At 68.2% G+C, this 24,780-nt stretch carries 22 protein-coding genes; 13 read left to right on the top strand and 9 right to left on the bottom strand.

Annotated elements, in window-relative coordinates; translation table 11 throughout:
• Window positions 1–127: 127 nt before the first annotated feature.
• The gene (locus H5J31_RS02900) at window positions 128–850 is read right to left on the bottom strand and encodes an ABC transporter substrate-binding protein (protein WP_236004574.1); all 723 of its coding nucleotides are present in this window, start codon (window positions 848–850) and stop codon (window positions 128–130) included.
• A 141-nt stretch (window positions 851–991) separates the two neighbouring features.
• On the opposite strand from H5J31_RS02900, the gene H5J31_RS02895 reads away from it, so the two are divergent.
• The 11 genes from H5J31_RS02895 (at window position 992) to H5J31_RS02845 (ending at window position 17,375) form a co-directional block, all read left to right on the top strand.
• Complete coding sequence (locus H5J31_RS02895) at window positions 992–1,873, top strand: SIS domain-containing protein (protein WP_181770841.1); 882 nt, start codon at window positions 992–994, stop codon at window positions 1,871–1,873.
• Between the two features lie 7 nt (window positions 1,874–1,880).
• Window positions 1,881–2,786, top strand: coding sequence for a 1-phosphofructokinase family hexose kinase (locus H5J31_RS02890; protein WP_181770840.1), 906 nt, complete (start codon window positions 1,881–1,883; stop codon window positions 2,784–2,786).
• A 10-nt stretch (window positions 2,787–2,796) separates the two neighbouring features.
• The gene (locus tag H5J31_RS02885; RefSeq protein WP_181770839.1) at window positions 2,797–3,678 is read left to right on the top strand and encodes a class II fructose-bisphosphate aldolase; all 882 of its coding nucleotides are present in this window, start codon (window positions 2,797–2,799) and stop codon (window positions 3,676–3,678) included.
• Between the two features lie 81 nt (window positions 3,679–3,759).
• Window positions 3,760–5,151: an ABC transporter substrate-binding protein gene (locus H5J31_RS02880; protein WP_181770838.1), complete on the top strand. Its 1,392-nt coding sequence runs from the start codon at window positions 3,760–3,762 to the stop codon at window positions 5,149–5,151.
• Window positions 5,151–6,104 carry a carbohydrate ABC transporter permease gene (locus H5J31_RS02875; protein WP_181770837.1) on the top strand — a complete coding sequence of 318 codons (954 nt, stop codon included), beginning with the start codon at window positions 5,151–5,153 and terminating at the stop codon, window positions 6,102–6,104. The genes H5J31_RS02880 and H5J31_RS02875 overlap by 1 nt, the downstream gene beginning before the upstream one ends.
• A gap of 10 nt (window positions 6,105–6,114) precedes the next feature.
• Window positions 6,115–7,044 (top strand): carbohydrate ABC transporter permease, encoded by a 930-nt coding sequence (locus H5J31_RS02870; protein ID WP_181770836.1) that lies wholly within the window; start codon window positions 6,115–6,117, stop codon window positions 7,042–7,044.
• Between the two features lie 6 nt (window positions 7,045–7,050).
• Complete coding sequence (locus H5J31_RS02865) at window positions 7,051–8,118, top strand: ABC transporter ATP-binding protein (protein ID WP_181770835.1); 1,068 nt, start codon at window positions 7,051–7,053, stop codon at window positions 8,116–8,118.
• On the top strand, window positions 8,115–9,971 hold the full coding sequence (locus H5J31_RS02860; RefSeq protein ID WP_181770834.1) for a DUF5107 domain-containing protein: 1,857 nt from the start codon (window positions 8,115–8,117) through the stop codon (window positions 9,969–9,971). The genes H5J31_RS02865 and H5J31_RS02860 overlap by 4 nt, the downstream gene beginning before the upstream one ends.
• A gap of 152 nt (window positions 9,972–10,123) precedes the next feature.
• On the top strand, window positions 10,124–13,114 hold the full coding sequence (locus H5J31_RS02855; RefSeq protein WP_181770833.1) for an endo-alpha-N-acetylgalactosaminidase family protein: 2,991 nt from the start codon (window positions 10,124–10,126) through the stop codon (window positions 13,112–13,114).
• Window positions 13,115–13,223: 109 nt separating this feature from the next.
• Complete coding sequence (locus H5J31_RS02850; protein WP_181770832.1) at window positions 13,224–14,009, top strand: DeoR/GlpR family DNA-binding transcription regulator; 786 nt, start codon at window positions 13,224–13,226, stop codon at window positions 14,007–14,009.
• Between the two features lie 270 nt (window positions 14,010–14,279).
• On the top strand, window positions 14,280–17,375 hold the full coding sequence (locus H5J31_RS02845; protein ID WP_181770886.1) for a TIM-barrel domain-containing protein: 3,096 nt from the start codon (window positions 14,280–14,282) through the stop codon (window positions 17,373–17,375).
• Between the two features lie 50 nt (window positions 17,376–17,425).
• Here H5J31_RS02845 and H5J31_RS02840 read toward each other — a convergent pair whose 3' ends face one another.
• On the bottom strand, window positions 17,426–18,067 hold the full coding sequence (locus H5J31_RS02840; protein WP_181770831.1) for an FMN-dependent NADH-azoreductase: 642 nt from the start codon (window positions 18,065–18,067) through the stop codon (window positions 17,426–17,428).
• An 83-nt stretch (window positions 18,068–18,150) separates the two neighbouring features.
• Here H5J31_RS02840 and H5J31_RS02835 point away from each other — a divergent pair, with 83 nt between their 5' ends.
• Complete coding sequence (locus H5J31_RS02835; protein WP_181770830.1) at window positions 18,151–18,630, top strand: MarR family winged helix-turn-helix transcriptional regulator; 480 nt, start codon at window positions 18,151–18,153, stop codon at window positions 18,628–18,630.
• Window positions 18,631–18,640: 10 nt separating this feature from the next.
• Here H5J31_RS02835 and H5J31_RS02830 read toward each other — a convergent pair whose 3' ends face one another.
• The 3 genes from H5J31_RS02830 to H5J31_RS02820 all read right to left on the bottom strand — a co-directional run bounded on the left by H5J31_RS02830 (window position 18,641) and on the right by H5J31_RS02820 (window position 20,504).
• Window positions 18,641–19,180, bottom strand: a complete 540-nt coding sequence (locus H5J31_RS02830; RefSeq protein WP_181770829.1) for a hypothetical protein — start codon at window positions 19,178–19,180, stop codon at window positions 18,641–18,643.
• A 20-nt stretch (window positions 19,181–19,200) separates the two neighbouring features.
• Window positions 19,201–19,512: a DUF6506 family protein gene (locus H5J31_RS02825; protein ID WP_181770828.1), complete on the bottom strand. Its 312-nt coding sequence runs from the start codon at window positions 19,510–19,512 to the stop codon at window positions 19,201–19,203.
• Between the two features lie 140 nt (window positions 19,513–19,652).
• Window positions 19,653–20,504: a LysR family transcriptional regulator gene (locus H5J31_RS02820; RefSeq protein ID WP_181770827.1), complete on the bottom strand. Its 852-nt coding sequence runs from the start codon at window positions 20,502–20,504 to the stop codon at window positions 19,653–19,655.
• Between the two features lie 38 nt (window positions 20,505–20,542).
• On the opposite strand from H5J31_RS02820, the gene H5J31_RS02815 reads away from it, so the two are divergent.
• Entirely contained in the window at window positions 20,543–21,079 is a 537-nt protein-coding gene (locus H5J31_RS02815; RefSeq protein ID WP_181770826.1) for a hypothetical protein, read from the top strand.
• A gap of 48 nt (window positions 21,080–21,127) precedes the next feature.
• On the opposite strand, the gene H5J31_RS02810 is transcribed toward H5J31_RS02815, so the two are convergent.
• The 4 genes from H5J31_RS02810 to H5J31_RS02795 are packed head-to-tail and all read right to left on the bottom strand — an operon-like array spanning window position 21,128 to window position 24,705.
• The gene (locus H5J31_RS02810; protein ID WP_181770825.1) at window positions 21,128–21,841 is read right to left on the bottom strand and encodes an ABC transporter ATP-binding protein; all 714 of its coding nucleotides are present in this window, start codon (window positions 21,839–21,841) and stop codon (window positions 21,128–21,130) included.
• Window positions 21,831–22,604, bottom strand: coding sequence for an ABC transporter ATP-binding protein (locus H5J31_RS02805; protein ID WP_181770824.1), 774 nt, complete (start codon window positions 22,602–22,604; stop codon window positions 21,831–21,833). The genes H5J31_RS02810 and H5J31_RS02805 overlap by 11 nt, the downstream gene beginning before the upstream one ends.
• The gene (locus H5J31_RS02800; protein ID WP_181770823.1) at window positions 22,601–23,740 is read right to left on the bottom strand and encodes a branched-chain amino acid ABC transporter permease; all 1,140 of its coding nucleotides are present in this window, start codon (window positions 23,738–23,740) and stop codon (window positions 22,601–22,603) included. Before H5J31_RS02800 ends, H5J31_RS02805 begins: the two co-directional genes overlap by 4 nt.
• A complete protein-coding gene (locus H5J31_RS02795) occupies window positions 23,737–24,705 on the bottom strand; it encodes a branched-chain amino acid ABC transporter permease (protein ID WP_181770822.1) in 969 nt (322 codons plus the stop codon). The genes H5J31_RS02800 and H5J31_RS02795 overlap by 4 nt, the downstream gene beginning before the upstream one ends.
• Window positions 24,706–24,780: the final 75 nt, after the last annotated feature.

Raw genomic sequence — 24,780 nt, 5'->3', positions numbered from 1 at the left:
AGGTCCGTGAGGATCTCGGCGCCGTCGACGACGCGGGGGCCGGGCCGGTTGAAGTAGGCGGGCCCGTCCAGCGTGTGCACCCGGCCCGCGCGGACGGCCGGTAGGTCGTCCCAGCCGGGCAGGCCGGTCAGGAGGGGGAGTTCGGCCGCGGTCCGCTCGGGCGGGAAGCCGCAGGGATGAGGATCACCACGTCCGGCCGCGCCTCGACGACGGCGTCCCACGAGATCGGCCGAGTGTGTTCGCCCGCGGTGGCCAGCAGTGGCGCGCCTCCCGCGGCTTCGATCTGTTCGGGGACCCAGTGTCCGGCCGGCCAGAGCGGGTCGAGCCATTCGATGGCGGCCACCGTCGGACGCGGCCGTCCGGCGACCCCGGCGCGGACGGCCTCCAGGCGCTCTCGAAGACGCCGGACCTCGACGGCGGCCCTCTCCGGGACGTTCAGTACCTCTCCGAGCGTGGTCAGGCAGGTGAAGACGCCTTCGATCGTCCGCGGTTCCAGGCTGACGACCCGCGTATCGCCCTCCATCGCGCGTACGGTTTCGGACACCTGCCGGTACGAGACCGCGCAGACGTCACAGAGGTCCTGCGTGAGGACGACGTCGGCTTCGGCTGCCGCGAGCAGGCCGGCGTCGAGCGAGTAGAGGCCCGAACCGCGGTGCTCGCCGCCGACCGCGGCCGAGATCTCGCGACTGGACAGCACGTCGTGGTCGATCGCGCTGCTCGTGACCACCGGGACGTCGTCGAGCGAGCCGGGTGGCCAGTCGCATTCGTGGGTCCGCCCTACCAGCGATGGCAGGAGGCCGAGGGTCGCGACGAAGTCCGTCGCGGCCGGGAGCAGCGAGACGATCCGCATCCGTCCACGGTAGGCGACCAGCACTTCCTGCACATCTGAGCGAGCCAAATGCGTGAAAGTGCGCTAACAGAGCATTGACGCTGCACAAAACTGCACCTAACGTGACAGCTATTGCGCACAACAGGCACGGATGGGGAGCTCATGAGCGGGACCTTCATGGCTGCGGAGATCGCCAGCCAGCCCGGCTGCTGGCGGGACGCGGCGGCGCTGGCCTCGGCGAACGGTGATCTGCTGCCGCCGCCGGGCGCGCGGGTCGCGATCGTCGGCTGCGGCACGTCGTGGTTCATCGGCCAGGCGTACGCCGTCCTTCGCGAAACCGCCGGGCTCGGCGAGACCGACGCGTTCGCCGCGTCGGAGTTTCCGTCTGCCCGCGAGTACGACCACGTCGTGGCGCTGACCAGGTCAGGGACGACGACCGAAGTCCACGCCCTCCTGGCGAGATTGCGCGGGAAGACGCCGACCATCGCGATCACGGGTGTGCCCGGCGAGATCGAGGCGGCCGCGGACACCATCGTCGATCTGTCCGTCGTGGACGAACGTTCGGTCGTGCAGACCCGGTTCGCCACCACGGCGCTGGCGATGCTGCGCGCACACCTCGGCGAAGACCTGACCGCGGTCGCGGACCAGGCCGACCGGGTGCTCGCCGAAGAGCTGCCCGACGAGCTGCTCGGCGCGGAACAGTTCAGCTTCCTCGGCACCGGCTGGTCGGTCGGCATCGCGAACGAGGCCGCGCTCAAGTTTCGCGAGGCGTGTCTGCTGTGGACGGAGTCGTACCCGGCCTGGGACTACCGGCACGGCCCGATCAGTATCAGTGAGCCCGGCCGCGTGACCTGGATGTTCGGGCAGGCGCCGGAGGGCTTGGCCGAGGACGTCGCCCGCGCGGGCGGCCTGTTCGTCGAGAGCGGCCTGGACCCGCTGGCGGATCTGGTCCGCGCGCAGCGGGTGGCCGGGGCGATCGCCGCCCGCAAGGGCCTCGACCCGGACAACCCCCGCAGCCTCACCCGTTCCGTCGTGCTCACCTGAGGCTGCCGTGATCGTCACCGTCACGCCGAACACCGCGCTCGACGTCACGTACACAGTGGACGGTCTGCGGCCCGGTGAGGTGCACCGGGCCAGGGACGTCCGGCACCGGGCGGGCGGCAAGGGCGTCAACGTCGCCCGCGTGCTGCACGCGCTCGGCGCCGACGTCCGCGCGATCCTGACGGCGGGCGGTTCGACGGGAGCCGCCGTCGAGGCGGACCTCGCGGCGGCGGAAATCCCCGCGGACGTCGTCCCCATCGGAGGCGAAACCCGGCGCACCACCACGGTTCTGGCCGACGACGGATCAGTCACCTTGGTGAACGAACCCGGGCCGCGGCTCACGGGAACCGAATGGCAAACGCTTGCGGCGGCCGTCCGGACCCGAAAACCGGACGTGCTGGTCTGTTCCGGCAGCCTGCCGCCGGGGGCCGGGGGCTACGCGGAACTCCTCGGCGGCTCGAAGTCCATTCTGGACACTTCCGGTGAAGCGCTCCTCGCCGCACTGGCCGGACGGCCTTCCGTGGTCAAACCGAACGCCGAAGAACTGCGTGAGGTCACCGGTCTGCGCGATCCGGTGGCCGCGGCGGCCGAACTGCGCAAGGCCGGGGCCGGCGCGGTCGTCGTCTCGTTGGGCGGCGAAGGACTGCTGGCGGTCACCGGGTCCGGCACCTGGCACGCGGCGCCGTCCACTTTGCTCAGTGGCAACACCACAGGCGCGGGTGACGCCGTCGTCGCGGCGCTCGCGCTGGGACTCGGCCAAGGCGAATCTTGGCCGGACATCCTGCGCGGGGCCGTCGCGCTGTCCGGCGCGGCCGTGCTCGGCCCGCTCGCGGGGGACGTCGACCTCGCGCACTACCACCGGGAACAGGGGCTGGTCGCCGTGCGCGCCCGCCCAGGCTTACTGGACACGACCTAGGAGAACCGTCATGCCTCTGGTGGGAACCGGGGAGATCGTCGGAGCCGCCGCGGCGGCCCGGCACGGCTGCGGCGCGTTCAACGCGATCCAGCTCGAACACATCACCGCGATCATCGACGGCGCGGCCGCCGCGGAAGCACCCGTGATCGTGCAGCTCAGCCAGAACGCCGTGAAGTATCACGGTTCGCTGGCGCCGGTCGGCACCGCGGCGCTCGCCTCGGCCAGGGCCGCGAGTACCCCGGTCGCCGTGCACCTCGACCATGCGGAGTCGGTGGATCTGGTCCGGGAGGCCGTCGCGCTCGGCTTCGGTTCGGTCATGTTCGACGCGTCCAAACTGGACTACGCCGACAACGTGCGTGCCACCAGGGAAGTCGTCGAGTACTGCCACGGTCACGGTGTCTGGGTCGAGGCCGAACTGGGCGAGGTCGGGGGCAAGGACGGTGTGCACGCGCCCGGCGCGCGCACGGATCCGGACGAGGCCGCGGAGTTCGTCGCGGCCACCGGGGTCGACGCGCTGGCCGTGGCGGTGGGCAGTTCGCACGCCATGCTCACGCGCGACGCCGCCTTGGACTTCGAGCTGATCACCCGGCTGCGGGACCGCGTGCCGGTGCCGTTGGTGCTGCACGGATCGTCGGGCGTGCCCGACGGCGGGCTGGCCGAGGCGGTGCGCGCCGGGATGACGAAGATCAATATCGCCACCCAGCTCAACAAGGTGTTCACCGCGGCCGCGGCGGACGACTGGCGAGCACATCCGGACCGTGTCGACCCGCGGAAGTACCTCGGTGCCGGCCGGGCGGCGGTCGCCGTCGAGGTGCGGCGTCTGCTCGGAGTGCTCAAGCTTGATCAGACTGAACCGGAAAAGGTGACGATTGAGCAGAGTTTGCGCGATTGACTGTTGACATGTGCGTGAAACCTCACAAAACTGCGCAAGAACAAGCAGAACTTGTGTGATCTTCGATCCAGGTGGTGGCGGATGCGGATAGGCAAGCTGATGGCATTGACGGCGGGGGCGTCGCTCCTGCTCGCGGGATGCGGCGGCGGGGACACGGCCGGGGGAACCGGCGAGAACGCCCTTCCCGGCGTCGACCAGTTCCTCAACGCGCCCTGTCCGGAGGCGGCGGTGAAACCCGCCACGGACAAGGAGTTCACGTACTGGTCCATGTGGACGGCCGACGAGCCGCAGGGCAAGGTCCTGCAGAAGGCCTTCAAATGCTTCCAGGAGAAGACCGGCGTCAAGGTCGACGTGCAGTGGCTGGGCCGCAAGGCCTACACCCAGAACCTGGTGCCCGCGCTGAACACCGACGCCGTGCCGGACCTGTTCGACCAGGACGTCAGCAAGGTCGGCGCGGCGATCATGACGCCGGGTGGCACGCAGAGCGTCGACGACGTGTTCGCGATGAAGGTCGGCGAGGGCGACAAGACCGTCAAGGACGTGCTTTCGCCCAGCTCGTACGACTTCCCGCAGAACAAGGACCGCGAGGGCCACAACTTCATGGTCCCGTACACGATCCAGTCGAGCGCCTGGTGGTTCAACAAGGACACCGCCGGTGACATCCAGCAGCCGAAGACGATGGACGAGATGATCGGGCTGTTCGACAAGGCGAAGGCCGACGGCACGGCCGCGATCAGCCTCGACGGCGACATCCCGTTCTACAACATGTACTTCTACACCCAGCTCGCCGAGCGGTACGTCGGCGCGGGCGGGCTGTACAAGGCCGCGACCGACAAGACCGGTCAGGCGTGGAAGACCGAGCCCGGTTTCCTCAAGGCCGCCGCCGAAACCGCGAAGCTGCCCAAGTACTTCATCGACGGCTGGGACGCGGCGAAGTTCCCGCAGGTGCAGCAGCGCTGGGCCGACGGCGACTCCCGCTTCCTCTACGTCGGCAGCTGGGCGCCGAGCGAGACCCGCGAGTACCTGGACAAGCAGGGTGCCGGGACGAAGATCAACTACGGTTCCTTCCAGTTCCCGATGCCCGCCGGCGCGACGCACGACACCGTCGAGCAGATGTCGATCGGCTTCTCGGTGACCAAGAAGGCCAAGCACGCCGAAGCCGCCAAGGCGTTCATCGCCTACTTCCTCAACAAGGACCTGCTCTCCGGGATCCCCGCGGTGGCCGACAACCTCGTACCGCGCGCCGACCTCGCCGTGCCGGACGACCTCAAGCAGGTCAAGGCCGCGATGGACGACCCGAAGAAGGAACACGTGCTGCAGTACGACGGCATCGACGGTGTCGCCGGCGGCAAATGGCAGACCGACGTCTTCGACCCGGCCGACATCGGGCTGCTGAAGGGCCAGCTCACCCCGGAGCAGTTCATCGACCAGCTCGCCACCAAGGGCGCCGAGTTCTGGAAGAACCAGGGCTGATGGCCACGGTCACGACTTCGACGACACCGGCGCCGGCGCGGGTGGTGAAGGCTGGCGCGCACCTGCGCCGCAAGAAACGGCTGTTCTGGCCGTTCGCCGCGCCCGCGCTGGTGCTGTACCTCGCCTTCCTGGTGCTGCCGACGATCGCGACCGTGGTCCTGAGCTTCACCAGCTGGGCGGGCGCCGGTGACACGCCGGAACCCAACGGCGTCACCAACTACACGCAGATGTGGGCGAGCGATTCGTTCCAGTACGCCTTCCGCAACACCCTGATCTACGTGTTCCTCGGCGGTATCGGCACGTTCGCGCTGGCGTTCCTGTTCACCATGGTGCTGAGGGACATGAAGGGCGGGAAGATCGTCCGCGCCATCCTGTTCTTCCCGAACATCGTGGCGCCGGTGGCGCTCGGCATGTTCCTCGGCTTCGTGTTCAAGTATCAGCCGGGGAAACAGGGCCTCGCGAACTACGTGCTCGAAGGGCTCGGCGCGGACGCGGCGAAGTTCCTCGCTCCGTCCAATGTGACCGGTGTGGTGACGGCTTCGCTGATCTGGGCCAGTTCCGGCTTCTACATCACCATCCTGATGGCCGCGGTCGACCGGATCCCGCCGTATCTCTACGAGGACGCCGAACTGGGCGGCGCGTCGCCGTGGCAGAAGTTCCGCAACATCACGCTGCCGATGACCTGGGACGTCGTCGGCGTCGCAGGTGTCCTGTGGACGATCAACGCGCTCAAGATCTTCGAGCTGGTGTTCGTGCTGGCCGGGCCGGGTACCTACGCCCCGCCCAACCAGGCGTGGACGCTGGGGATCTACGTGTTCGACCGGACCTTCGGCTCGAACGGCACCCCGGACTTCGGTGCCGCCTGTGCCTGCGCGGTGGCGATGATCGTGCTGGTGTCCGTGCTCGTCGTCCTGCTACGCCGTTTGATGCGCCGTGACGCGATCCAGTTCTGAGGGAGACCGAATGTCCGTCACCGACGTCGAGGCGCCCGCGCGGCGACCGGCGAAACCGGTGCGCAAGCCACCGCGCAAACCGCGTCCGGCGCCCGGTTCGAAACGGCTGAGCCCGTTGCGAATACTCGGCTCCACGATCGTGTGGCTGTTCACCGCCGGCAACGTCCTGGTGCTGTACTGGCTGCTCACGGCGTCGTTCAAGACGCCGGTGGAGATCTTCACCAAGCCGTTCGCCCTGCCGTACCAGTGGTTCCACGTCGGCAAGCCGTTCCGGAACTTCATCTACGCCTGGAACAACGCCGGTTTCGGCGACGCGGTGCTGACCACGGTGGTCCTGGTCGGGCTGGCGACGGTCGCGACGGTCGCCGTGTCGGCGCCCTGCGCCTACGCGCTGACCAGGCTCGGGGTGCGCGGTGCCGGGCCGATGACCAACGCCGTCGCGATCGGCATGGGGGTGCCGTTCCAGACCGTCATCATCCCGTTGTTCGTGGTCATGAGCAAGATCCACATGGACAACGAGTACGGCCTGTTCGTGCTGTACGTGGCCCTGTCCATCCCGTTCACGGTGTTCCTGATGACCGGCTTCTTCCGGTCCCTGCCGGACGAACTGGAGGAGGCCGCGGCACTCGACGGCGCGTCGCCGACGCGGACGTTCTTCTCAGTCATGCTGCCGCTGACCCGCGGCGGGATGATCACGGCGCTGACGCTGAACGCCATCGGCCTGTGGAACGAGACGCTGCTGGCGATCGTGTTCCTCAAGGACCAGGCGCATTTCACGCTGTCCCGCGCGTTGTTCACCTTCTACGGAGCCGCGAGCTACCAGTCGGAGTACGGCGGTCTGATCGCCGGTGTGGCGATCGTCGTCCTCCCGATGCTCGTGCTCTACCTCGTGCTCGCCCGCCGGATCATCACCGGCATGACCCTCGGCGCCGGAAAGTAGGACCTGATGGCCCCCGTGACCTTCTCAGACACGACCCGGTTCTACGCCGGGGTGGACCGTCCCGCGGTCGACGGTCTCGACCTCGAGGTCGCCGACGGCGAGTTCCTGGTGCTGGTCGGCCCGTCCGGCTGCGGCAAGTCGACCACGCTGCGGATGCTGGCCGGGCTGGAGGGCGTCGACGACGGCTCCATCCACATCGGCGACCGCGACGTCACCGAACTGCCGCCGAAGGACCGGGACATCGCCATGGTGTTCCAGAACTACGCGCTCTACCCGCATATGACGGTGGGGGAGAACATCGGCTTCCACCTCAAGCTGGCCAAGATGCCCAAGGCGGAACGCGACCGCAAGGTCCGCGAGGCCGCGGAGGTGCTGGACCTGACCGAGTACCTGGACCGCAAACCCGCCAAACTGTCCGGTGGGCAGCGGCAGCGGGTCGCGATGGGCCGGGCGATCGTGCGCGAGCCCAGCGTCTTCCTGATGGACGAGCCACTGTCCAATCTGGACGCCAAACTGCGGGTGCAGACGCGGACCCAGATCGCGTCGCTCCAGCGGCGGCTGGGGATCACCACGCTTTATGTCACGCACGACCAGGTCGAGGCGATGACCATGGGCGACCGGGTGGCGGTGCTGAAGGACGGGATCCTGCAGCAGTGCGACACGCCGGTCGGACTGTTCGCGCGTCCGGTCAACGTGTTCGTCGCCGGGTTCATCGGCTCGCCCGCGATGAATCTGCTGGAGACCACCGTGGACACCGACGGCGCCGTCGCCGGCGGGACGCGGCTGCCGCTGACCCCGGCGCAGCGCTCGGCGCTGACCGGTCCCGGCATCGTCGTCGGCGTGCGGCCGGAAGGCTGGACGATCGGGGACGGGGGCTTCGAGGCCGTCGTCGAGGTCGTCGAGGAACTGGGCAGCGACCAGTACCTGTACTGCCGCGACGGGGATCGTGTGCTGACGGTCCGCACGCCGGGGATGGCGCCGTGGCAACGGGGCGAGCCGATCTCGCTGACTCCGCGGCCGGGTTCGGTGCACCTGTTCGACGCCGCCACCGGCGACCGGCTCCCGGACGCATGACCCGCCTCTACCGCGAGGGGCTGAAGCTCCCCGCCGCCGAGCTGGGTCCGGAGAACCCGTTACCGCCGCTGAAGAAACCCGAAGCGGTGGCGAAAGTGTCCAATGTGGACGAGCTGCCGCCGGAGCTGGCGGAGGGCATCGGCTACGGGCGGCTGGACACCAGCCTGCCGTGCCTGTTGCAGGACGGCTACACGCGTGAGCGCACCGAACGTGAGCTTCCCGCACTGGTGCTGGAGAACGACAAGCTCCGCGCCACTGTGCTGCCGTCGTTGGGCGGGCGGCTCTACTCGCTCTTCCACAAGCCGTCCGGCCGCGAACTGCTCTACCGCAACCCGGTGTTCCAGCCCGCGAACCTGGCCCTGCGGGACGCGTGGTTCGCCGGGGGTGTCGAGTGGAACCTCGGCAGCACCGGACACACCACCCTGACCTGCGAGCCGATGTTCGCCGCCGAGGTCGAAGGCCCCGACGGCACGCCGGTCCTGCGGCTGTGGGAGTGGGAACGCACCCGCGACCTGCCGTACCAGATCGATTTCTGGCTGCCCGCCGACTCGGACCACCTGCTCGTGGCGGTGCGGCTGCGGAATCCGCATCCGTACGACGTCCCGGTGTACTGGTGGTCGAACATCGCGGTGCCGCAGCACGACGACACACGGGTGCTGGCGCCCGCGACGAAGGCCTGGCACTACGGCTACTCGGGACGGCTGGACCTGGTCGACGTCCCGGGTGAGCTGACGTATCCGGCGAGGGCCGACGCCGCGGCCGACTACTTCTTCGAGGTGACCGAACGGCCTTGGGTCGCGGCCGTCGACGGTGACGGCACGGGCCTCGCCCAGCTGTCGACGTCCCGGCTGCGCGGGCGGAAACTGTTCCTGTGGGGCGAATCCGCCGGTGGACGCCGCTGGCAGGAATGGCTGGCGCCCGGTGCCGGCGGCTACCTGGAGATCCAGGCCGGTCTCGCGCGTACCCAGCTGGAGCATCTGCGGTTGCCGCCGGGGGAGAGCTGGGACTGGCTTGAGGTCTATGGCCCGGTCACCGTCGATCCCGCCTCGGTGCACGGGGACGACTGGGCGGCGGCTCGTGAGGCGGTGGCCGCTGAGCTGCCGTCGGCGGAGACGCTGGACGAGTACCACGACGCTTGGCGGAAGATCGCCGACGTCACCCCGGAATCGTTCCTGGCCACCGGATCCGGCTGGGGTGCGCTGGAGAACCGCCGGGCGCCGATGTGTCTTCCCGGCACGCCGTTCCCGGACGACTCCCTCGGGCCGGAGCAGGCGCCCTGGCTCGCACTGCTCGACGGAACGCCTCCGGCGGGGGACCCGCTCGTGGTGCCCCCTCCGACGCTGGTGAACCGGTACTGGGCGGATCTTATGGAGTACGCCCCGAAGAACTGGCTGACCTGGTATCACCGCGGCGTCGCCCACTGGGCGGCCGGACGGCACTCGGACGCCGTCGGCGCCTGGCGCGAGTCCGTGGCCGCCGACGAGAACCCTTGGGCACTGCGGAATCTCGCGGTCGCCACGGCCGGGCACGAAGCCGCCTGGCTCTACCGCCGCGCTGTCGCCCTCACGCCGTCCTTGCGTCCGCTGGTCGTCGAGGCGATCGCCGCGCAGCTCGCCGCCGGGCTCGCGCGGGAAGCGGCCGGATTGCTGGACGGACTTCCGCGGGAAGGCCGGATCGCCCTGCTGGCGGCCCGGACCCATCTTGCCCAAGGCGACATCGAAGCCGCCGAAGCCGTGTACGAAGCGGGCTTCGAGGTACCGAACATCCGAGAAGGGGATACGTCCCTTTCAGACACTTGGGCGGCCGTTTCCGCTGAGCCGCTGCCGAAACAGTACGACTTCCGCATGAAGTAGCGAGGAGTTGCGAAAGCCACTTTCGCAACCTTCAACGTTGCGAAAGTGGCTTTCGCAACACCCGCCACAGGACCGGGTGCCCGAGGCCGGCACGAGACACGGCACCTTCGCCTTACCGCCCAGTAACCGACCGCTTCCCGATCGGAGTGTTCATGGTCCGGCTCGTCCTGGTCCCCGTGCTTCTCGCTGGTCTCTTAGCCGCGCCCGCTCCGGCGGACGCTCGGGAAAGACTCGTCACCCTGCGCTCCGGCGCGTTGACGGTGACGGCCGATTCGGCCTTTCCGCGCGTCGTCGGCTACACCGACAACCGCAGCGGCGCACGTCTCGACGGCAACACCGATCAGCTCGGCCAGGTCGTGCTCAACGGCACGGCGTACACGCCGGAGGTCACCAGCCGCCGGTCCTGGGACCGCGTCGACTACCGGCTGGCCTTCCCGTCCTACGGCGGGGTCCGGATCGACGCCACTATCCGGCTGCGCGATCGCACGACCGAGTTCGCCGTCACCAAGATCTCCGACACCACCGCGAATCCGGTGAAGTCACTGTCCATTCCGGACCACAACCTGGTCTCCGTGCGCAGTGATCAGCCCGGCTCGGCGCTCTCCACGGCGAAGATGCACAACGCGACGACCGGAACGGGGGACACGTTCACCCCGATCACCGCGGCGACGCCCGTCGACACCGCCGCGCGCAGCGCGATGTACGCCATCGTCAACACCGGTGGTCTCGCCGCCGCGATCGAAACGAACTCCACCTACGACAAGCCGTCCGGTCCCACGGCCAAGGACAACGGGCGTATCCGCGCCCAGGTCACCGACAAGGGGACCTTCAAACGCGCCGGGCTGTGGAGCGGGGACTGGACGTACCGCGCCGACGGCTCGAAACCCGCTGACACGGATCCCTTGCCGTACGCCAAGATCGTGATCGCCGGTGACCGTAACGCGGACCGTGTCGTCGACTGGCAGGACGGCGCGATCGCCTTCCGCGACATCATGGTCGACCCGAAGGGCTGGGAGCAGGTCGCGCGACGGCCGGTCATGCGCATCCCGTTCAACTTCGCCTCCAACGCCGAGCACCCGTTCCTGCAGACGCTCGACGAGACCAAACGCGTCGCGCTCAACACCGACGGGCTCGGCCAGTTCGTGCTGCTCAAGGGCTACGGCTCGGAGGGCCACGACTCGGCGCATCCCGACTACGGCGGCATCGGCAAACGGCAGGGCGGTGTCGGTGACCTGAACAAGCTGATCGACGGGGCGCACCGCTACAACGCCGACGTCGGCGTGCACATCCAGGACACCGAGCAGTACCCGGTCTCGCCCGCCTTCGACCCCGCGATCGCGACCGATGTGCGGAAGGACCTCGGCTGGGACTGGCTCGACCAGAGCTACCACATCGACTACCGCCTGGACGGACAGAGCGGAAAGCGCTTGTCCCGCTTGGAAGAACTCAAGCGGAAGGCGCCGAACCTGGACTTCCTCTACGTCGACGTCTGGTACGGCGACGGCCAGGTTTCGGAGAAGTTCGCCCGCGAGATGAACGACCTCGGCTACGCGATCGCCACCGAGTTCCCGGACAAGTTCGAACGCCAGAACACCTGGAGTCACTGGGCGAACGACGTCAACTACGGCGGCAGCAACTACAAGGGCATCAACAGCACCATCGTCCGGTTCATCCGTAACCACCAGAAGGACGACTGGATCGCGGGCGATCCGCTGCTCGGCGGCGGCGAACTGGCCGCCTACGAAGGCTGGGTCGGCGGTTCCGGATACCCCGGTTTCCTGAAGCGCACCTTCGCCGTCGACGTCCCGACGAAGTACCTGCAGGGTTTCCAGATCCAGAAGTGGGCACCGGAGGAGATCCGGCTCAGCGACGGCGTCAGCGTCTCGAAGGCGTCGGGCGCCCGGCAGATCACCAAGGACGGCCATCTCGTGCTCGACGGTGGCAGCTATCTCCTGCCGTGGGACCAGCAGAAGGAAAGCAAGCTGTACCACTGGAACGCGACGGGCGGCAGCACTACTTGGACCTTGCCGTCGTCGTGGGGGCCACGTCCGAAGGCGAAGTTGTACCGCCTCACCGACACCGGCAGGCAGTTCGTCTCCGACCTGAAGGTGAACGACCGCAAGGTGACCATCGCGGCCGACGCGAACACGCCGTACGTCGTCTATCCGGCCGATCCCGGTCCGAACGTCGAGCAGAACTGGGGTGACGGCACGGGATTGAAGGATCCGTCGTTCTACTCCGGGAAACTCGACGGCTGGGAGGTGACCGGCAGCGCGTCGGTGCCTCAGAACGCGGCGGGCCAGCGGCGGTTGGAGTTCGCGCCAGGCGATGCCGGCTCGGCGTCGCAGCAGGTCACCGGCCTGTCGGCGGGGACGTACACGGCGTCGGTCAATGTCGAAGTCACCGGCAAGCGTAAGGCGAGCCTCGACGTGACGCCGCCGGGCGGGGCGAAGGTGACCGAGTGGACGGACAGTTCGACGGTGAAGAACTACGTCCGTGCCAGTGAGTACGCCGGGACGAACACCCAGCGGATGAAGGTCACGTTCACCGTCCCGCCGGGACAGACGACTGCGAACCTCGCCGTGCGCGCCGACGCCGGGAGCACGCCGGTGGCGTTCGACGACGTCCGCGTCGTGCGCACCGGGAACAAGCCCGGCGGGCACTACTTCGCCGAGGACTTCGAGAACGTCGACACCGGGTGGGGTCCGTTCGTCTACGGCGGCAACGCCGGCGCGGCCGAAGACCCCCGCACGCATATCGCGCAGAAGAACGCGCCGTACACTCAGCGGGGCTGGAACGGCAAACTCGTCGACGACGTGTTGTCGGGCAACGAATCCCTGAAATCCCACGAGGAGAACCAGGGACTGATCTACCGGACGATCCCGCAGACGCTGCGGTTCGACCCGGGGCACCGGTACCGGATTTCGTTCACCTACGAAGCCTCCAAGACCGGTGACTACGCCTTCGTGACCGGCGCGGGAACGAGTTCGACGTTCGCGGAGGCGCATACGCCGACGACGTTCACCGCGACCATCGAAGGCACCGACTGGATCGGGATCTCGAAACTGACCCCGGCGACCCAAGAGCAGGACCGCGACCTGATCCTCGACGACCTGATCGTCGAAGACCTCGGGGCGAGGTGAACGGCGTGCCGCTCGCGACGGACAGCCGCGATGCAGCATACTGCTCGAAACAGTGGCCAACAGCGCAACGTGATGCGCGATAGGCCGCAGCGAGCTAGGAGTGGCGCGGATGGCCCGGCACGAACGGCTGAGCACCCTGCTGGACCTGTTGGGACAGCGGGAGAAGATCGACGTCGAGGACGTCGCCGAGGAGCTGAACGTCTCCGCGGCCACCATCCGGCGCGACCTCGACCACCTCGCGGAACAGCAGCTGCTGACCCGCACCCGGGGTGGCGCGGTGGCGAACGATCTCGCCTACGACCTGCCGTTGCGGTACAAGACCGCGCGGCACGTGCCGGAGAAACAGCGCATAAGCGTCGCGGCGGCTTCGCTGGTGGCGCAGGGCATGGTGGTCGGGCTCAACGGCGGGACGACGACCGCCGGGGTCGCGCGGTCGCTGGCCACGCGTTCCGACCTGGCGGGACGCGGTGATTCGCCGGGGCTCACCGTGGTCACCAACGCGCTGAACATCGCGCACGAACTGGCGGTGCGGCCGCATGTGAAGATCGTCGTCACCGGCGGTGTCGCGCGCCCGCAGTCGTTCGAACTGAGTGGCCCGCTGGCCACGCGGGTGCTCAGCGAACTGACGATCGACCTGCTGTTCCTCGGCGTCGACGCGTTCGACGCCGAGGCGGGCGCCTTCGCCCACCACGAAGGCGAAGCGAGCATCAACCGGCTGATGGTCGAGCGCGCCGAGCGGGTCGTCGCGGTCGCCGACGGTTCGAAGCTGGGCCGCCGCGCGTTCGCGCGGATCTGCGCGACGACACAGGTGCACGCCCTGGTCACCGATTCCAACGCCGATCCGAAGGCACTGCGCGCTTTCGAAGCCGCCGGGGTCGAGGTCCAGGCCGTCTGACCTCCCTGGCGCTGGTCTCGCGGGAGGTGTTGCGAAAGCCACTTTCGCAACCTTCAACGTTGCGAAAGTGGCTTTCGCAACGTGTCCTTCTGGCCCCCTGGTGGCTGAGCCCTTTCCTTGTCGCATAAGGACCCGACGAAAGTCGGCAGCACCGCTTCGGCGGATGACTTTGCGCGAACGGTGCGCTATACAGAGACCATATTGCGTATTCATGCGCGAAAGGTGTCTTGAATGAGCAGAGTTGCGCAATCCCTACGTTGTTTGGCCGCAGTGACCCTCCTCGGGCTCGCCCCGGTCGCGGCCCACGCCGCTCCCGCCGAGGCGCCGTCCGGCAAACTGGGCGATCTGACCGGTATCTCCAGTGAAGGCCCCACGGTCAAGCTGAATTCGGGAAGCGCCGCGGTGCGCGTCAGCTTCCCGTCCGAAGGCGCGGTCCGGGTCTGGCTGGCGCCGGACGGGACGTTCACCGACCCCGCCGGCAGCAAGATCGTGCTGCCGAAGACCACGGACCCGGTCACCCCGAAGAAGGCCGACAAGGGGGACTACTGGGCCATTTCCACCGGCAAGGCGACGCTGCGGGCGTACAAGCACCCGATGCGCCTCGGGCTCTACGACGGCGCGGATCGCAAGCGGCTCTGGGAGGAGTCGGCGCCGCTGTCCTGGACCGACAAGCAGACCACGCAGACCCTGGCGCGGACGGCGACCGAACAGTTCGTCGGCGGGGGCGAGCAGAACGGCCGGTTCAGCCATCGCGACCAGACGATCCGGATCTTCGCGGACTACAACTGGGACGACGGCGGGGCCCCGAACTCGCAGCCGTTCTACGCTTCCACGGCCGGATACGGCGTGCTGCGCAACACCTTCGCGCAAGGCACCTACGCTTTCGCCGAACCGGTGCGCACCACCCACGACGAACGACGTTTCGACGCCACGTACGTGGTCGGCGACGGACTCAAGGACATCATCACCGGCTACACCGATCTGGTCGGAAAACCTTTCCTGCCGCCGCTTTACGGGCTCGAAACCGGTGACGCCGACTGCTACCTGCACAACGCCAACCGCGGCGAACGGCACACGCTGGACGCGGTGAAGGTCGCCGAGGGGTACACCGAGCACGGGATGCCCAACGGCTGGATGCTGGTCAACGACGGCTACGGCTGCGGGTACGAAAACCTCCAGCAGACGGGCGAAGGCCTCCGCAAGAACGACATGCAACTCGGGCTGTGGACCGAGAACGGCGTCCCGAACCAGGCCGAAGAGGTCAAGGCGGGCGTGCGGGTCCGCAAACTCGACGTCGCGTGGGTCGGCCCGGGCTACCAGTTCGCGCTGGACGCCTGCGACACGGCGCACAAGGGCATCGAGGACAACAGCGACGCGCGCGGGTTCGTCTGGACGCCGGTCAGCTGGGCGGGCGCGCAGCGGTGCGGCGTGCTGTGGAGCGGCGACCAGGCCGGTTCCTACGACTACATCAAGTGGCAGATCCCGACGTACGCCGGCACCACGACGTCGGGTATCGCGTACAACACCGGCGACATCGACGGCATCTTCGGCGGCAGCCCGCAGACCTACGCCCGCGACCTGCAGTGGAAGTCGTTCCTGCCGACCGCGATGACGATGGACGGCTGGGCCGCGTCGGACAAGCAGCCGTGGCGCCACGGCGAACCGTTCACCTCGATCAACCGCAAGTACCTGCTGCTCAAGGAACGGCTGCTGCCCTACACGTACAGCCATTCGGTGGAGGCGCACAAGACCGGTGTCGGCCAGGTCCGCCCGCTCGCGCTCGAATACCCCGACGACCCGAACGTGTGGGGCGAGAAGGCGAAGTACGAGTTCCTGTCCGGCAAGGACTTCCTGGTCGCGCCGGTGTACGAGAACTCCAACGTCCGCAACGGCATCTACCTGCCGAAGGGGACCTGGGTCGACTACTGGAGCGGCAAGACCTACACCGGACCGACCACTGTGGACGGTTATGACGCTCCGCTCGACACCTTGCCGCTGTTCGTCCGCGCCGGGGCCGTCGTCCCGATGTGGGCGGAGGGCACGAAGTCTTGGCAGACCCGGGACAAGGGTGTGCTCGATCTCGACGTCTACCCGCAGGGCAAGGGCTCGTTCACGCTCACCGAGGACGACGGCGTCACTCGCGCCTACAAGAACGGCGACCAGGCGAAGCAGACGTTCACCGTCGACGCGCCGACGTCCGGTCTGGGCACGGTGACCGTCGGAATCGGCGCCAGCACGGGTTCGTACGCCGGGAAGCCCGCGTCGCGGAACTATCAGCTGACCGTCCACACTGGAAGCAAGCCCGCGACCGTCCTGGCGGGGACGTCGATCCTGCGGCAGTACGGCAGCAAGGCCGAACTGGACGCGGCGCCGTCCGGCTGGTGGTACGACTCGGCCACCGGTGGTGTGGTGCGGGTCAAGACCGGCAAGGTCGGCGCCGCCGACCGCCAGGACGTCCGGCTGTTCGGCACCAGCGCGGTCGGCGGGATCTTCCCCGAGGACCGCAACGGGGCGGTCGCCCTGTCCGTGCCGGCGGTCGCCGGTCCCGGCCAGACCGCGACGGGCACGCTGAGCTTCACCAACGGCACACCGCTGCCGGTGCGGGACGTCACGTTCTCCTTGCCCGCCAACGGCTTCCGTGTCGAGGTGCCCGCCGGGCCCCGGTTGGTGATGCCGGGAAAGACCGTGCGGGTCCCGGTGAAGGTCACGCCCGACGCGGGCATCAAGCCGGACGACTACCAGCTCACCGCTACGGCGACGTATCGGGCGAGGCTCGGGGAGAACCGGGTCACGGACTCGGTGACGGTCACCGTTCCGCACGCTTCACTGGCCGCCGCCTACGGCAACGTCGGCGTCACCGACGCGGCCCATGTCGCGGCGGGTGACCTCGACGGCGGCGGCAGCAGCTTCCGGGCCGAGGGCCTGGCCGAGGCCGGGCTGAAGCCGGGCGCGTCCTTCACCGCGCTCGGTGCCCAGCTGACCTGGCCGAACGCCGGCACCGGCGCGAAGGACAACGCCCTCGCGTCGGGCCAGACGGTGGCCGTACGCGGTACCGGAGCCAAGCTGGTGCTGGCCGGGACCGGTACCGGAACGGCGAAGGGCACCGTCGTCGTCCGCTACGCCGACGGCACCACGAGCCAGGCCGAACTCGGCTTCCCCAACTGGTGCTGTGCCGATCCCGCCCAGTACGGCGCGGCCACGGTGGCGACCGTGCTGGGGAAGAACACCCGCACCGGTGCGGCGTATCCGACCACGCCGTACCGGGTGTTCGCGAACTCCGTCCCGCTGGCCGCGGGGAAGGAGGTCGTCGCGGTGACGCTTCCCTCCAACGCCGCGATGCACGTGTTCTCCGCCGGTATCGCCTGACCAGGTCGTGAGTGATTTGGGTCGTTAGAACGACCCAAATCACTCACGAGTCAGGCCGCCACCGACGTCCACAGCGCGTCGATGGCGCGTTCGGCGGCGGCCTGGCTTTCGTCGGCCAGCGGGATGAGGTCCGCCATCGCCGGGTTGACCTTCGCGAGGGTCAGTTCGGCGGTGACGAACCTCGGTTCGAGCCCCGTCATGGAGACGCCGTGGGGGATCCAGGACTCCGCGTGGTCCCAGCCTTCGCGCGGGGTGCCTTCGCCGTACCCGCCGCCGCGGGACGCCAGGACGATGAAGTCGCGGCCGCCGAGCAGGCCCTGGCCGGTCTCCGGGTCGAAGGCGAGCCCCGGCACGATGAGGTGGTCGACCCAGGATTTGACCGTGCTCGGCGCGCCGAAGTTGTAGAGCGGCAGGCCCAGCAGGACGGTGTCGGCCGCCTTGACCTCGTCGATCAGTTCGGTCATGAGCCGCCAGGCCGCGGCCTGTTCGGGGGTGTGCTGGTCCGGCGGCACCATCCTGGCCGCGTTGCTCGCCGCGTCGAAATGCGGCAGCGGCTCCGCGTTCAGGTCGCGGTGGGTGACCGTGCCTTCCGGATGCGCGGCGCGCCAGGCGGCGGCGGCCCGGGCGGTGAGGCGGCGGCTGGCCGAGTTCTCGCCCGTGATGCTCGAGTCGATGTGCAGCAGATGCGTCATACCCATAATCATGCACAGATGGTTTGTGTAACGCAAACCATTGATGGGGTGGCGACCATCATGCGGGAACGTACACTCGACCTGTGTCCGAGCTCCCGGTCGTCAACCAGCCCCCGCATCGCTGCGGCGCGCTGCTCGACCACGTCACCCGGCGGATCCGGCTCCGCAGCGAGTCCGTCCTGGCGCCGCTCGGCCTGCGTCCCCGGCATCTCGTCGCGCTGACCGTGCTGCGCGACCTCGGTGGCAGTTCGCAGCAGCACCTGGCGAAAACGCTGGAGATGGACAGCACGAACGTCGTCGGGCTGCTCAACGACCTGGAGTCCGCGAACCTCATCGAGCGACGGCGGTCCCCGGAGGACCGGCGGCGACACATCGTCGAACTCACCGACGTCGGCGCCAAGCAACTCGCGAAGGCGGAGTTCGCCCTCGCCGGGGTCGAGGACGAGGTGCTCGGCGCGCTCGACGGCGACCAGCGCGAGACGCTCTACTCGCTGCTGCAGCAGGCGACCAGCCGGACCGAGACCGTCGCTTGCGTCGAAGCCGTGCACGTCGACGACTGCTGAACCCCGAGGCTCAGCGGTAGGCGGGCTGCTCCAGCGCGGGATCCGCGGGAACGACGTCCAGCCCGGAGTCGGCGACGAGCCGGTCGAGGACTGCGGTGCCGGCGCCGATACCCGCCCAATGCGGATCGACGTCCTTGGCCACGCACCAGGCGTGATCGGCTGGCCAGACGAAGGCGGGCCCCGGTGTTCCCCAGAAGCCCGCGTCTTCGAGCCGGCCGCTGAACAGGAAGTAACTCCGTTGGGGGACAACGACCTTGGCTTGCCCGGCGACGTCGCCGTAGCCGTCCCAGACGCAGAAGTAGCATTCGGCCGGCGTCCGGGTGGCGCGAGCGAGGAAGGCGAAGAGCCGCCAGAACTGCTCGTCTTCCGGTGCTTCCGGAGCCGTGACGTCGTTCTCGCTCTGACCTTCGAACGCCGGGTCGGGGATCAGCCGCAAACGCGCGTAGCCGGCGAAACCCGCCGGGCCGAAGGTCACCAGGCGCTGCCATGGCAGGTCGCTCGACGCGATCCAGCCGGCGGGGGACAGGTCGGAGCACGGAACCGGGGCCATCCTTCGGTTGTACCCGAGCATCAGGAAGAAGGCACCCCGAGGCCGAACAGATCGTGAAGTTGTTTCGTCGCCTCACCGCCGTACATGACACTTCCGACGGGTACCTTGCTTCCCACCGCGTCGATCACCCGCGCCGTCCACACCGGACCGAACGCGCCGCACAGCTCGACCAGCTGCGCCCCTTCGGCGACGAGCCGTTCGGCCGCTTCGACGACCTGGTCCGCACGGCCGACGCCGACCAGCACCGTCAGGCACCTCCCGGTGTCCACACGGGACACGTCCCGGTCCGGGTCGCAGCCGTCGGCCAAGTACACGAAACCCCACTGTCGCATGACAATTCTCCTTCGTCGTCGGACACCCTGAGGTAATCGCGAGACGGGACCGCTGTCCACGAGGCGGATCCGCACAGCCGTTCGGGAGCGCCGAAGAGACGAGGTCGGGCAGACGCGGGACGAAACCGTTGTGGGCACGGTCATACCGCGAGGCGCGGCACCAGCTTCCCCATCCGGTCCGCGGACTCGTGCGCCGGGTCCCACACCAGCGCGTGCCGGACACGCGGCACCGCCGTCCGCAACGGCAGCCAGCGCAACCCTTCCGCGGAGTCCCACTCGGGACGCAGAGCCACGACGTCACCGCCGTGCCGCAGCTCGGCGGCGAACAGCGACCGCCGGGGCGGACCGGGCCGGACGTCGCTCGGCCGCCAGCCCGCCGTGGCGCATTCCGCGAGCAGCGCGTCGTGGTAGCCCGGGGCGAGATCCCGGGCGTACAGCAGGAGATCCCGGCCGTCGAGGTCGCTCCAGCCGACGTCGTGAACGCCCGCCAGCGGATGGGTGTCGGCGACGAGCACACCCAGCGGCGTTTCACTCACCACGGCGGTCCGTAAGCCACTCAGGTCCTCCGGAAGGGCGATCAGGCCGACGTCGAGCGCACCGCGGCCCAGCAGGTCCACCTGACGAGCGGCGGAGAGATCGAGCAACTCCACCGCACCGGCCGCGTAGAGCACGGAGAGGACGGTCGGCGGCGCACCCGGGGTCACGCCGATGCGCATCACGCGGCCTTCGCCGGACACGGCGTCCCGGACGGCTCGCATGCCGAGGTCGGCTGCTTCGAGCGTTCGCCGGGCATGGGGGAGCAGCGCCCGCGCGGCTTCGGTGGGCGTCATCCCCGCCTGGGTCCGGACGAACAGGGTCGCGTCCAGTTCCCGTTCCAGCGCGATGATCTGCTGGCTGAGCGACGACGGCCGGATACCGAGGCGCTCCGCCGCGCGGGTGAGATGCTCCTCCTCGGCGACGACACACAGATACCGAAGACGTCGTAACTCCACAGCCGCACAGTAGCCGTCCAGCGGGCAGAATCAGCGGGGTGCGCACTGGAATCGCGGTGACTGTCCTGTCCGTCCTCCTGCTGACCGGCTGTTCCGGCGGCGAGCCGCAGCAGACCCCCGCCAAACCCGTCTACGACCTGCCCGCGCGTGAGGTCCGGCCGGACGAGACCGCGCTACACCTCCCACCGTCGACGAACGGGGAGACCGAGTTCTCCTTGATCGGGCTGGCCGCGGGGCTCCCGAGTCTCACCGGCAGCCACGCCGAATTCGACGCGAAGGGACAGTTCGTGCGGATCCGGCTGGTGGTCACCGGGAAGGGCCTGTCCGGAATCCTCTTCGACACCAGGCGCCAGCAGCTCCTCACCGATTCCGGTGCCGTGATCGAGGTCGACAACCAAGCCATGACGATCAAACGCCAGCCCGACAAGTTCGAGCTCGGACGTGGTGTGCGGGTCGAGTTCGACCTCTACTTCGACGCGCCCAAGGAGGCGAAACCCGTGGTCTTGCGGGCTTTCGGCGGCCCGACGCTGACCGACATGAAGAACCTCGCCGGCACCGACATCAAGCTGGGATAGCGAAAGGGGCCCCGCCGCGGAAAGCGACGAGGCCCCTCCAAAAGAGCGTCAGACGCCGAGGTCGCCACCGAGGTAGGCGGCCCGCACCTGCGGGTCGTCCAGCAGCTCGGAACCGCGGGCGCTCTTGACCACTTCACCGGTCTCCAGCACGTACGCGCGGTCGGAGAGCTTCAGCGCCTGCTGCGCGTTCTGCTCCACCAGCAGGACCGTGGTCCCGCGCTTGTTGATCTCGCGGATGATGTCGAAGATCTGCGCGATCAACATCGGTGCCAGGCCCATGGACGGCTCGTCGAGCAGCAGCACCTTGGGCTTGGTCATCAGCGCGCGGCCGATGGCGATCATCTGCTGCTCGCCACCGGACATCGTGCCGCCGAACTGGGTCTTGCGTTCGTTCAGCCGCGGGAACAGCTCGTAGACCTCGGCGAGGTCGGCCTTCAGATCGTCCTTACGGGTGTAGGCACCCATCAGGAGGTTCTCCTGCACCGTCATACCGGGGAACACGCCCCGGCCTTCCGGTGCCTGGCCGATCCCGAGTTCGACCCGCTTGTGCCCGGGTGTCTTCGAGATGTCCTTGCCGTCGAAGAGGATCCGGCCACTGGTCAGCGGACGCAGGCCCGAGATCGTCTTCAGCGTCGTGGTCTTGCCGGCACCGTTGGCCCCGATGAGCGAAACGATCTCGCCCTCGCCGACCTCGATGGTCATTCCCTTGAGCGCGGCGATCTTCCCGTAGTGGACGTTGATGTCCTGAACCTCAAGAAGCATCTTCCGCCACCCCCAGGTAAGCCTCGATCACCTTCTGGTTGTTCTGCACCTCGTGGGGGAGCCCTTCTGCGATCTTCTGGCCGAAGTCGAGCACGGCCAGCCGGTCCGCGATCTGCATGACCAAACCCATGTCGTGCTCGATGAGCAGCACGGTCCGACCGTCGTCACGGATCTTGCGGATCAGCTGCTGCAGCGAGTTCTTCTCCGCCGGGTTCATGCCGGCGGCGGGCTCGTCGAGCAGCAGGAGCTTCGGATCGGTCGCGAGCGCACGCGCGATCTCCAGCCGCCGCTGGTCGCCGTAGGAGAGGTTCTTCGCGGTGTTGTGCTCGACCCGCCCGATACCGACGAAGTCCAGCAGCTCACGAGCGAGCTCGCGGCCCCGCTTCTCTTCCCTGCGGTGCACCGGAAGCCCGAGGGTCGCCGAAATCGCGCCGGTCTTGTGGTGCGAGTCGGCACCGACCATCACGTTCTCCAGCGCCGACATGTTGTGGAACAGCCGGATGTTCTGGAACGTGCGGGCGATCCCGGCCTGGTTGACCTTGAACCGCTTCATCCCGCTGACCTGGGTGCCGTTGAAGCGCACCTGGCCTTCGGTCGGCTGGTAGACGCCGGTGATCACGTTGAACACCGTGGTCTTGCCCGCGCCGTTCGGCCCGATCAAGGCGAAGATCTCGCCCTGGTCGATGGTGAGGTTGACTTCCTTCAAGGCCGTGACACCGCCGAAGCGCATGGTCACGTTGTCGAATTCGAGCAGTGCGCTCATTTCGTCACCTCCGCCGAAGCCTCGGAATCCGGACCCGCGACTTCGGCGCCCATGGCGCCCATCCCGCCCGTTCCTTCACGTAGTTCCGCCTTGCGCTGCCGCGACGGCAGCAGACCCTCCGGCCGCAGCGCCATCATCAGCACGAGCACCCCGCCGAAGATCAGGATGCGGTACTCGGACAGGAACCGGAACCGCTCCGGGAGCCAGGCGACCAGGAAAGCGCCGAGGATGACCCCGGGCAGGTTCCCCGCACCACCGAGTACGACGGCCGCGAGAATGGTCGCCGACAGGATGAACGGGAAGTTGTTCGGTTCGATGAAGACGGCCTTGCTGGCGTAGACCACACCGGCCATACCGCCGAGCATCGCGCCGATGGCGAACGCCAGCAGCTTGAACTTGAACGTCGGGACGCCCATCAGTTCGGCGGCGTCCTCGTCCTCGCGGATGGCGGCCCACGCGCGGCCGACCCGGCTCCGGTGCAGCCGCACCGAGAAGACGATCGCGATCACGATCGCCGCCAGGATCAGGTAGTAGTACGGCGCCGGGTCGAGCAGGAACTCGACACCGAACATCGCGTCCGGGTGCGGCACGTTGGTGATACCGCGGGCGCCGCCGATGCCGTCGGTGTTGTTCGCCGTGATGCGGACGATCTCACCGAAGCCGAGTGTCACGATGGCCAGATAGTCACCGCGTAGTCGTAGCGTCGGCGCACCGAGGATGACGCCGGACATCGCCGCCAGGAAGATCCCGAGGACGAGACATCCCCAGAATCCCCAGCCGTACTTGGTGCCCATCACGGCCAGGGTGTAGGCGCCGATCGCGAAGAACGCGACGAAACCGAGGTCCAGCATGCCCGCGTGGCCGACCACGATGTTCAGGCCGATCGCCAGCAGGATGTAGGTCCCGACCGGGAAGATCAGCACCGTCGTCCAGTCGGACTCCGGGGACATGAACGAGCCGATCGCCGGCGCGGGCAGGATCAGCGCGCCGATGATCAGGGCGAGGTAAACGCCATAACGCTGCCAATGCGGAGCGTCGGCCCACCAATCCCGCAGACCGTCGACAGGGTGAAAGCCGGCGCGCGCGGGCTTTTCGTTTTCCGGAGACTTTTCAGCCACTTCTTCGTTGCCCTTCATGCGCGTGCCCGCTGCAGCGATTCACCGAGAATACCGGTGGGACGGAACATCAGGACCAGCACCAGGACCACGAAGGCGGTGACGTCCTTCCATTGTGAACCGAAGAAAATGGAACTCCAGTTCTCCACCAGGCCCAGCACGATGCCACCCAAGAGGGCGCCGCGAAGGTTGCCGATACCGCCGAGGACGGCCGCGGTGAACGCCTTGATGCCCAGAAGGAAGCCGATGCGGTAATCGGTGTTCTCGTATTCCATGACGTACAGCGCCGCGGCCACACCGGCCATGGCGCCACCGAGCAGGAAGGTGAGCCGGACGATCTTGTCGATGCTGACACCCATCAGCACGGCGGCTTCGGGATCCTGTGCGGTGGCACGGATACCGCGGCCGATGCGGGTGCGGCTCACCAGCTGGTCGAGGGCGATCATCATGATCACGGCGCCGACGATGACGAACACGTGGTCCGTGCGCACGACGCCGTTGCCGATGTGGAACAGCTCGTCGTGCGGGATGAACCGGGGCGCGTTCTGCTGGACGCGGCCGGATTTCCCGGTCAGCCATTCGATGATCTCGAGGCCGAACAGTTCCTGCAGGAACAGCGAGGCGCCGATCGCGGAGATCAGCGCGGCCAGGCGGGTCGCGCCCTTCTTGCGGAGCGGCCGATAGGCCACTTGCTCCAGCAAGACCGCCGCGCCGCCGGATACGGCGGCCGAAGCGATGATGATCAGCAGCAGTACGGCGATCATCCCGAACACGCCGAGCGTGATCGAACCGCCGCCCGCGATGGAGATGAGGATGAACAGGGACGTGACCGTCCCGATCATGAAGATCTCTGAGTGTGCGAAGTTGATGAGCCGGAGCACGCCGTAGACCATTGTGTAGCCGAGGGCGATGAGGGCGTAGATGCTTCCGGCGACCAGTCCGCCGATGGTGCTACCGAGGAACTGGGCTTGCAGATCTTGAAGCATGACGTGGATGCCTTACGGGACGGGGCGAGGATTTCTTTCGCCACATTTGCGGGAAGCGGGGGAGCTGTGCCCGCA

Origin of the sequence: Amycolatopsis pittospori, from assembly GCF_013870525.1 — a bacterium.
In the GTDB taxonomy this organism is placed as follows: Bacteria; Actinomycetota; Actinomycetes; order Mycobacteriales; family Pseudonocardiaceae; genus Amycolatopsis; species Amycolatopsis pittospori.
This window is presented reverse-complemented; position numbering and strand designations above follow the sequence as displayed.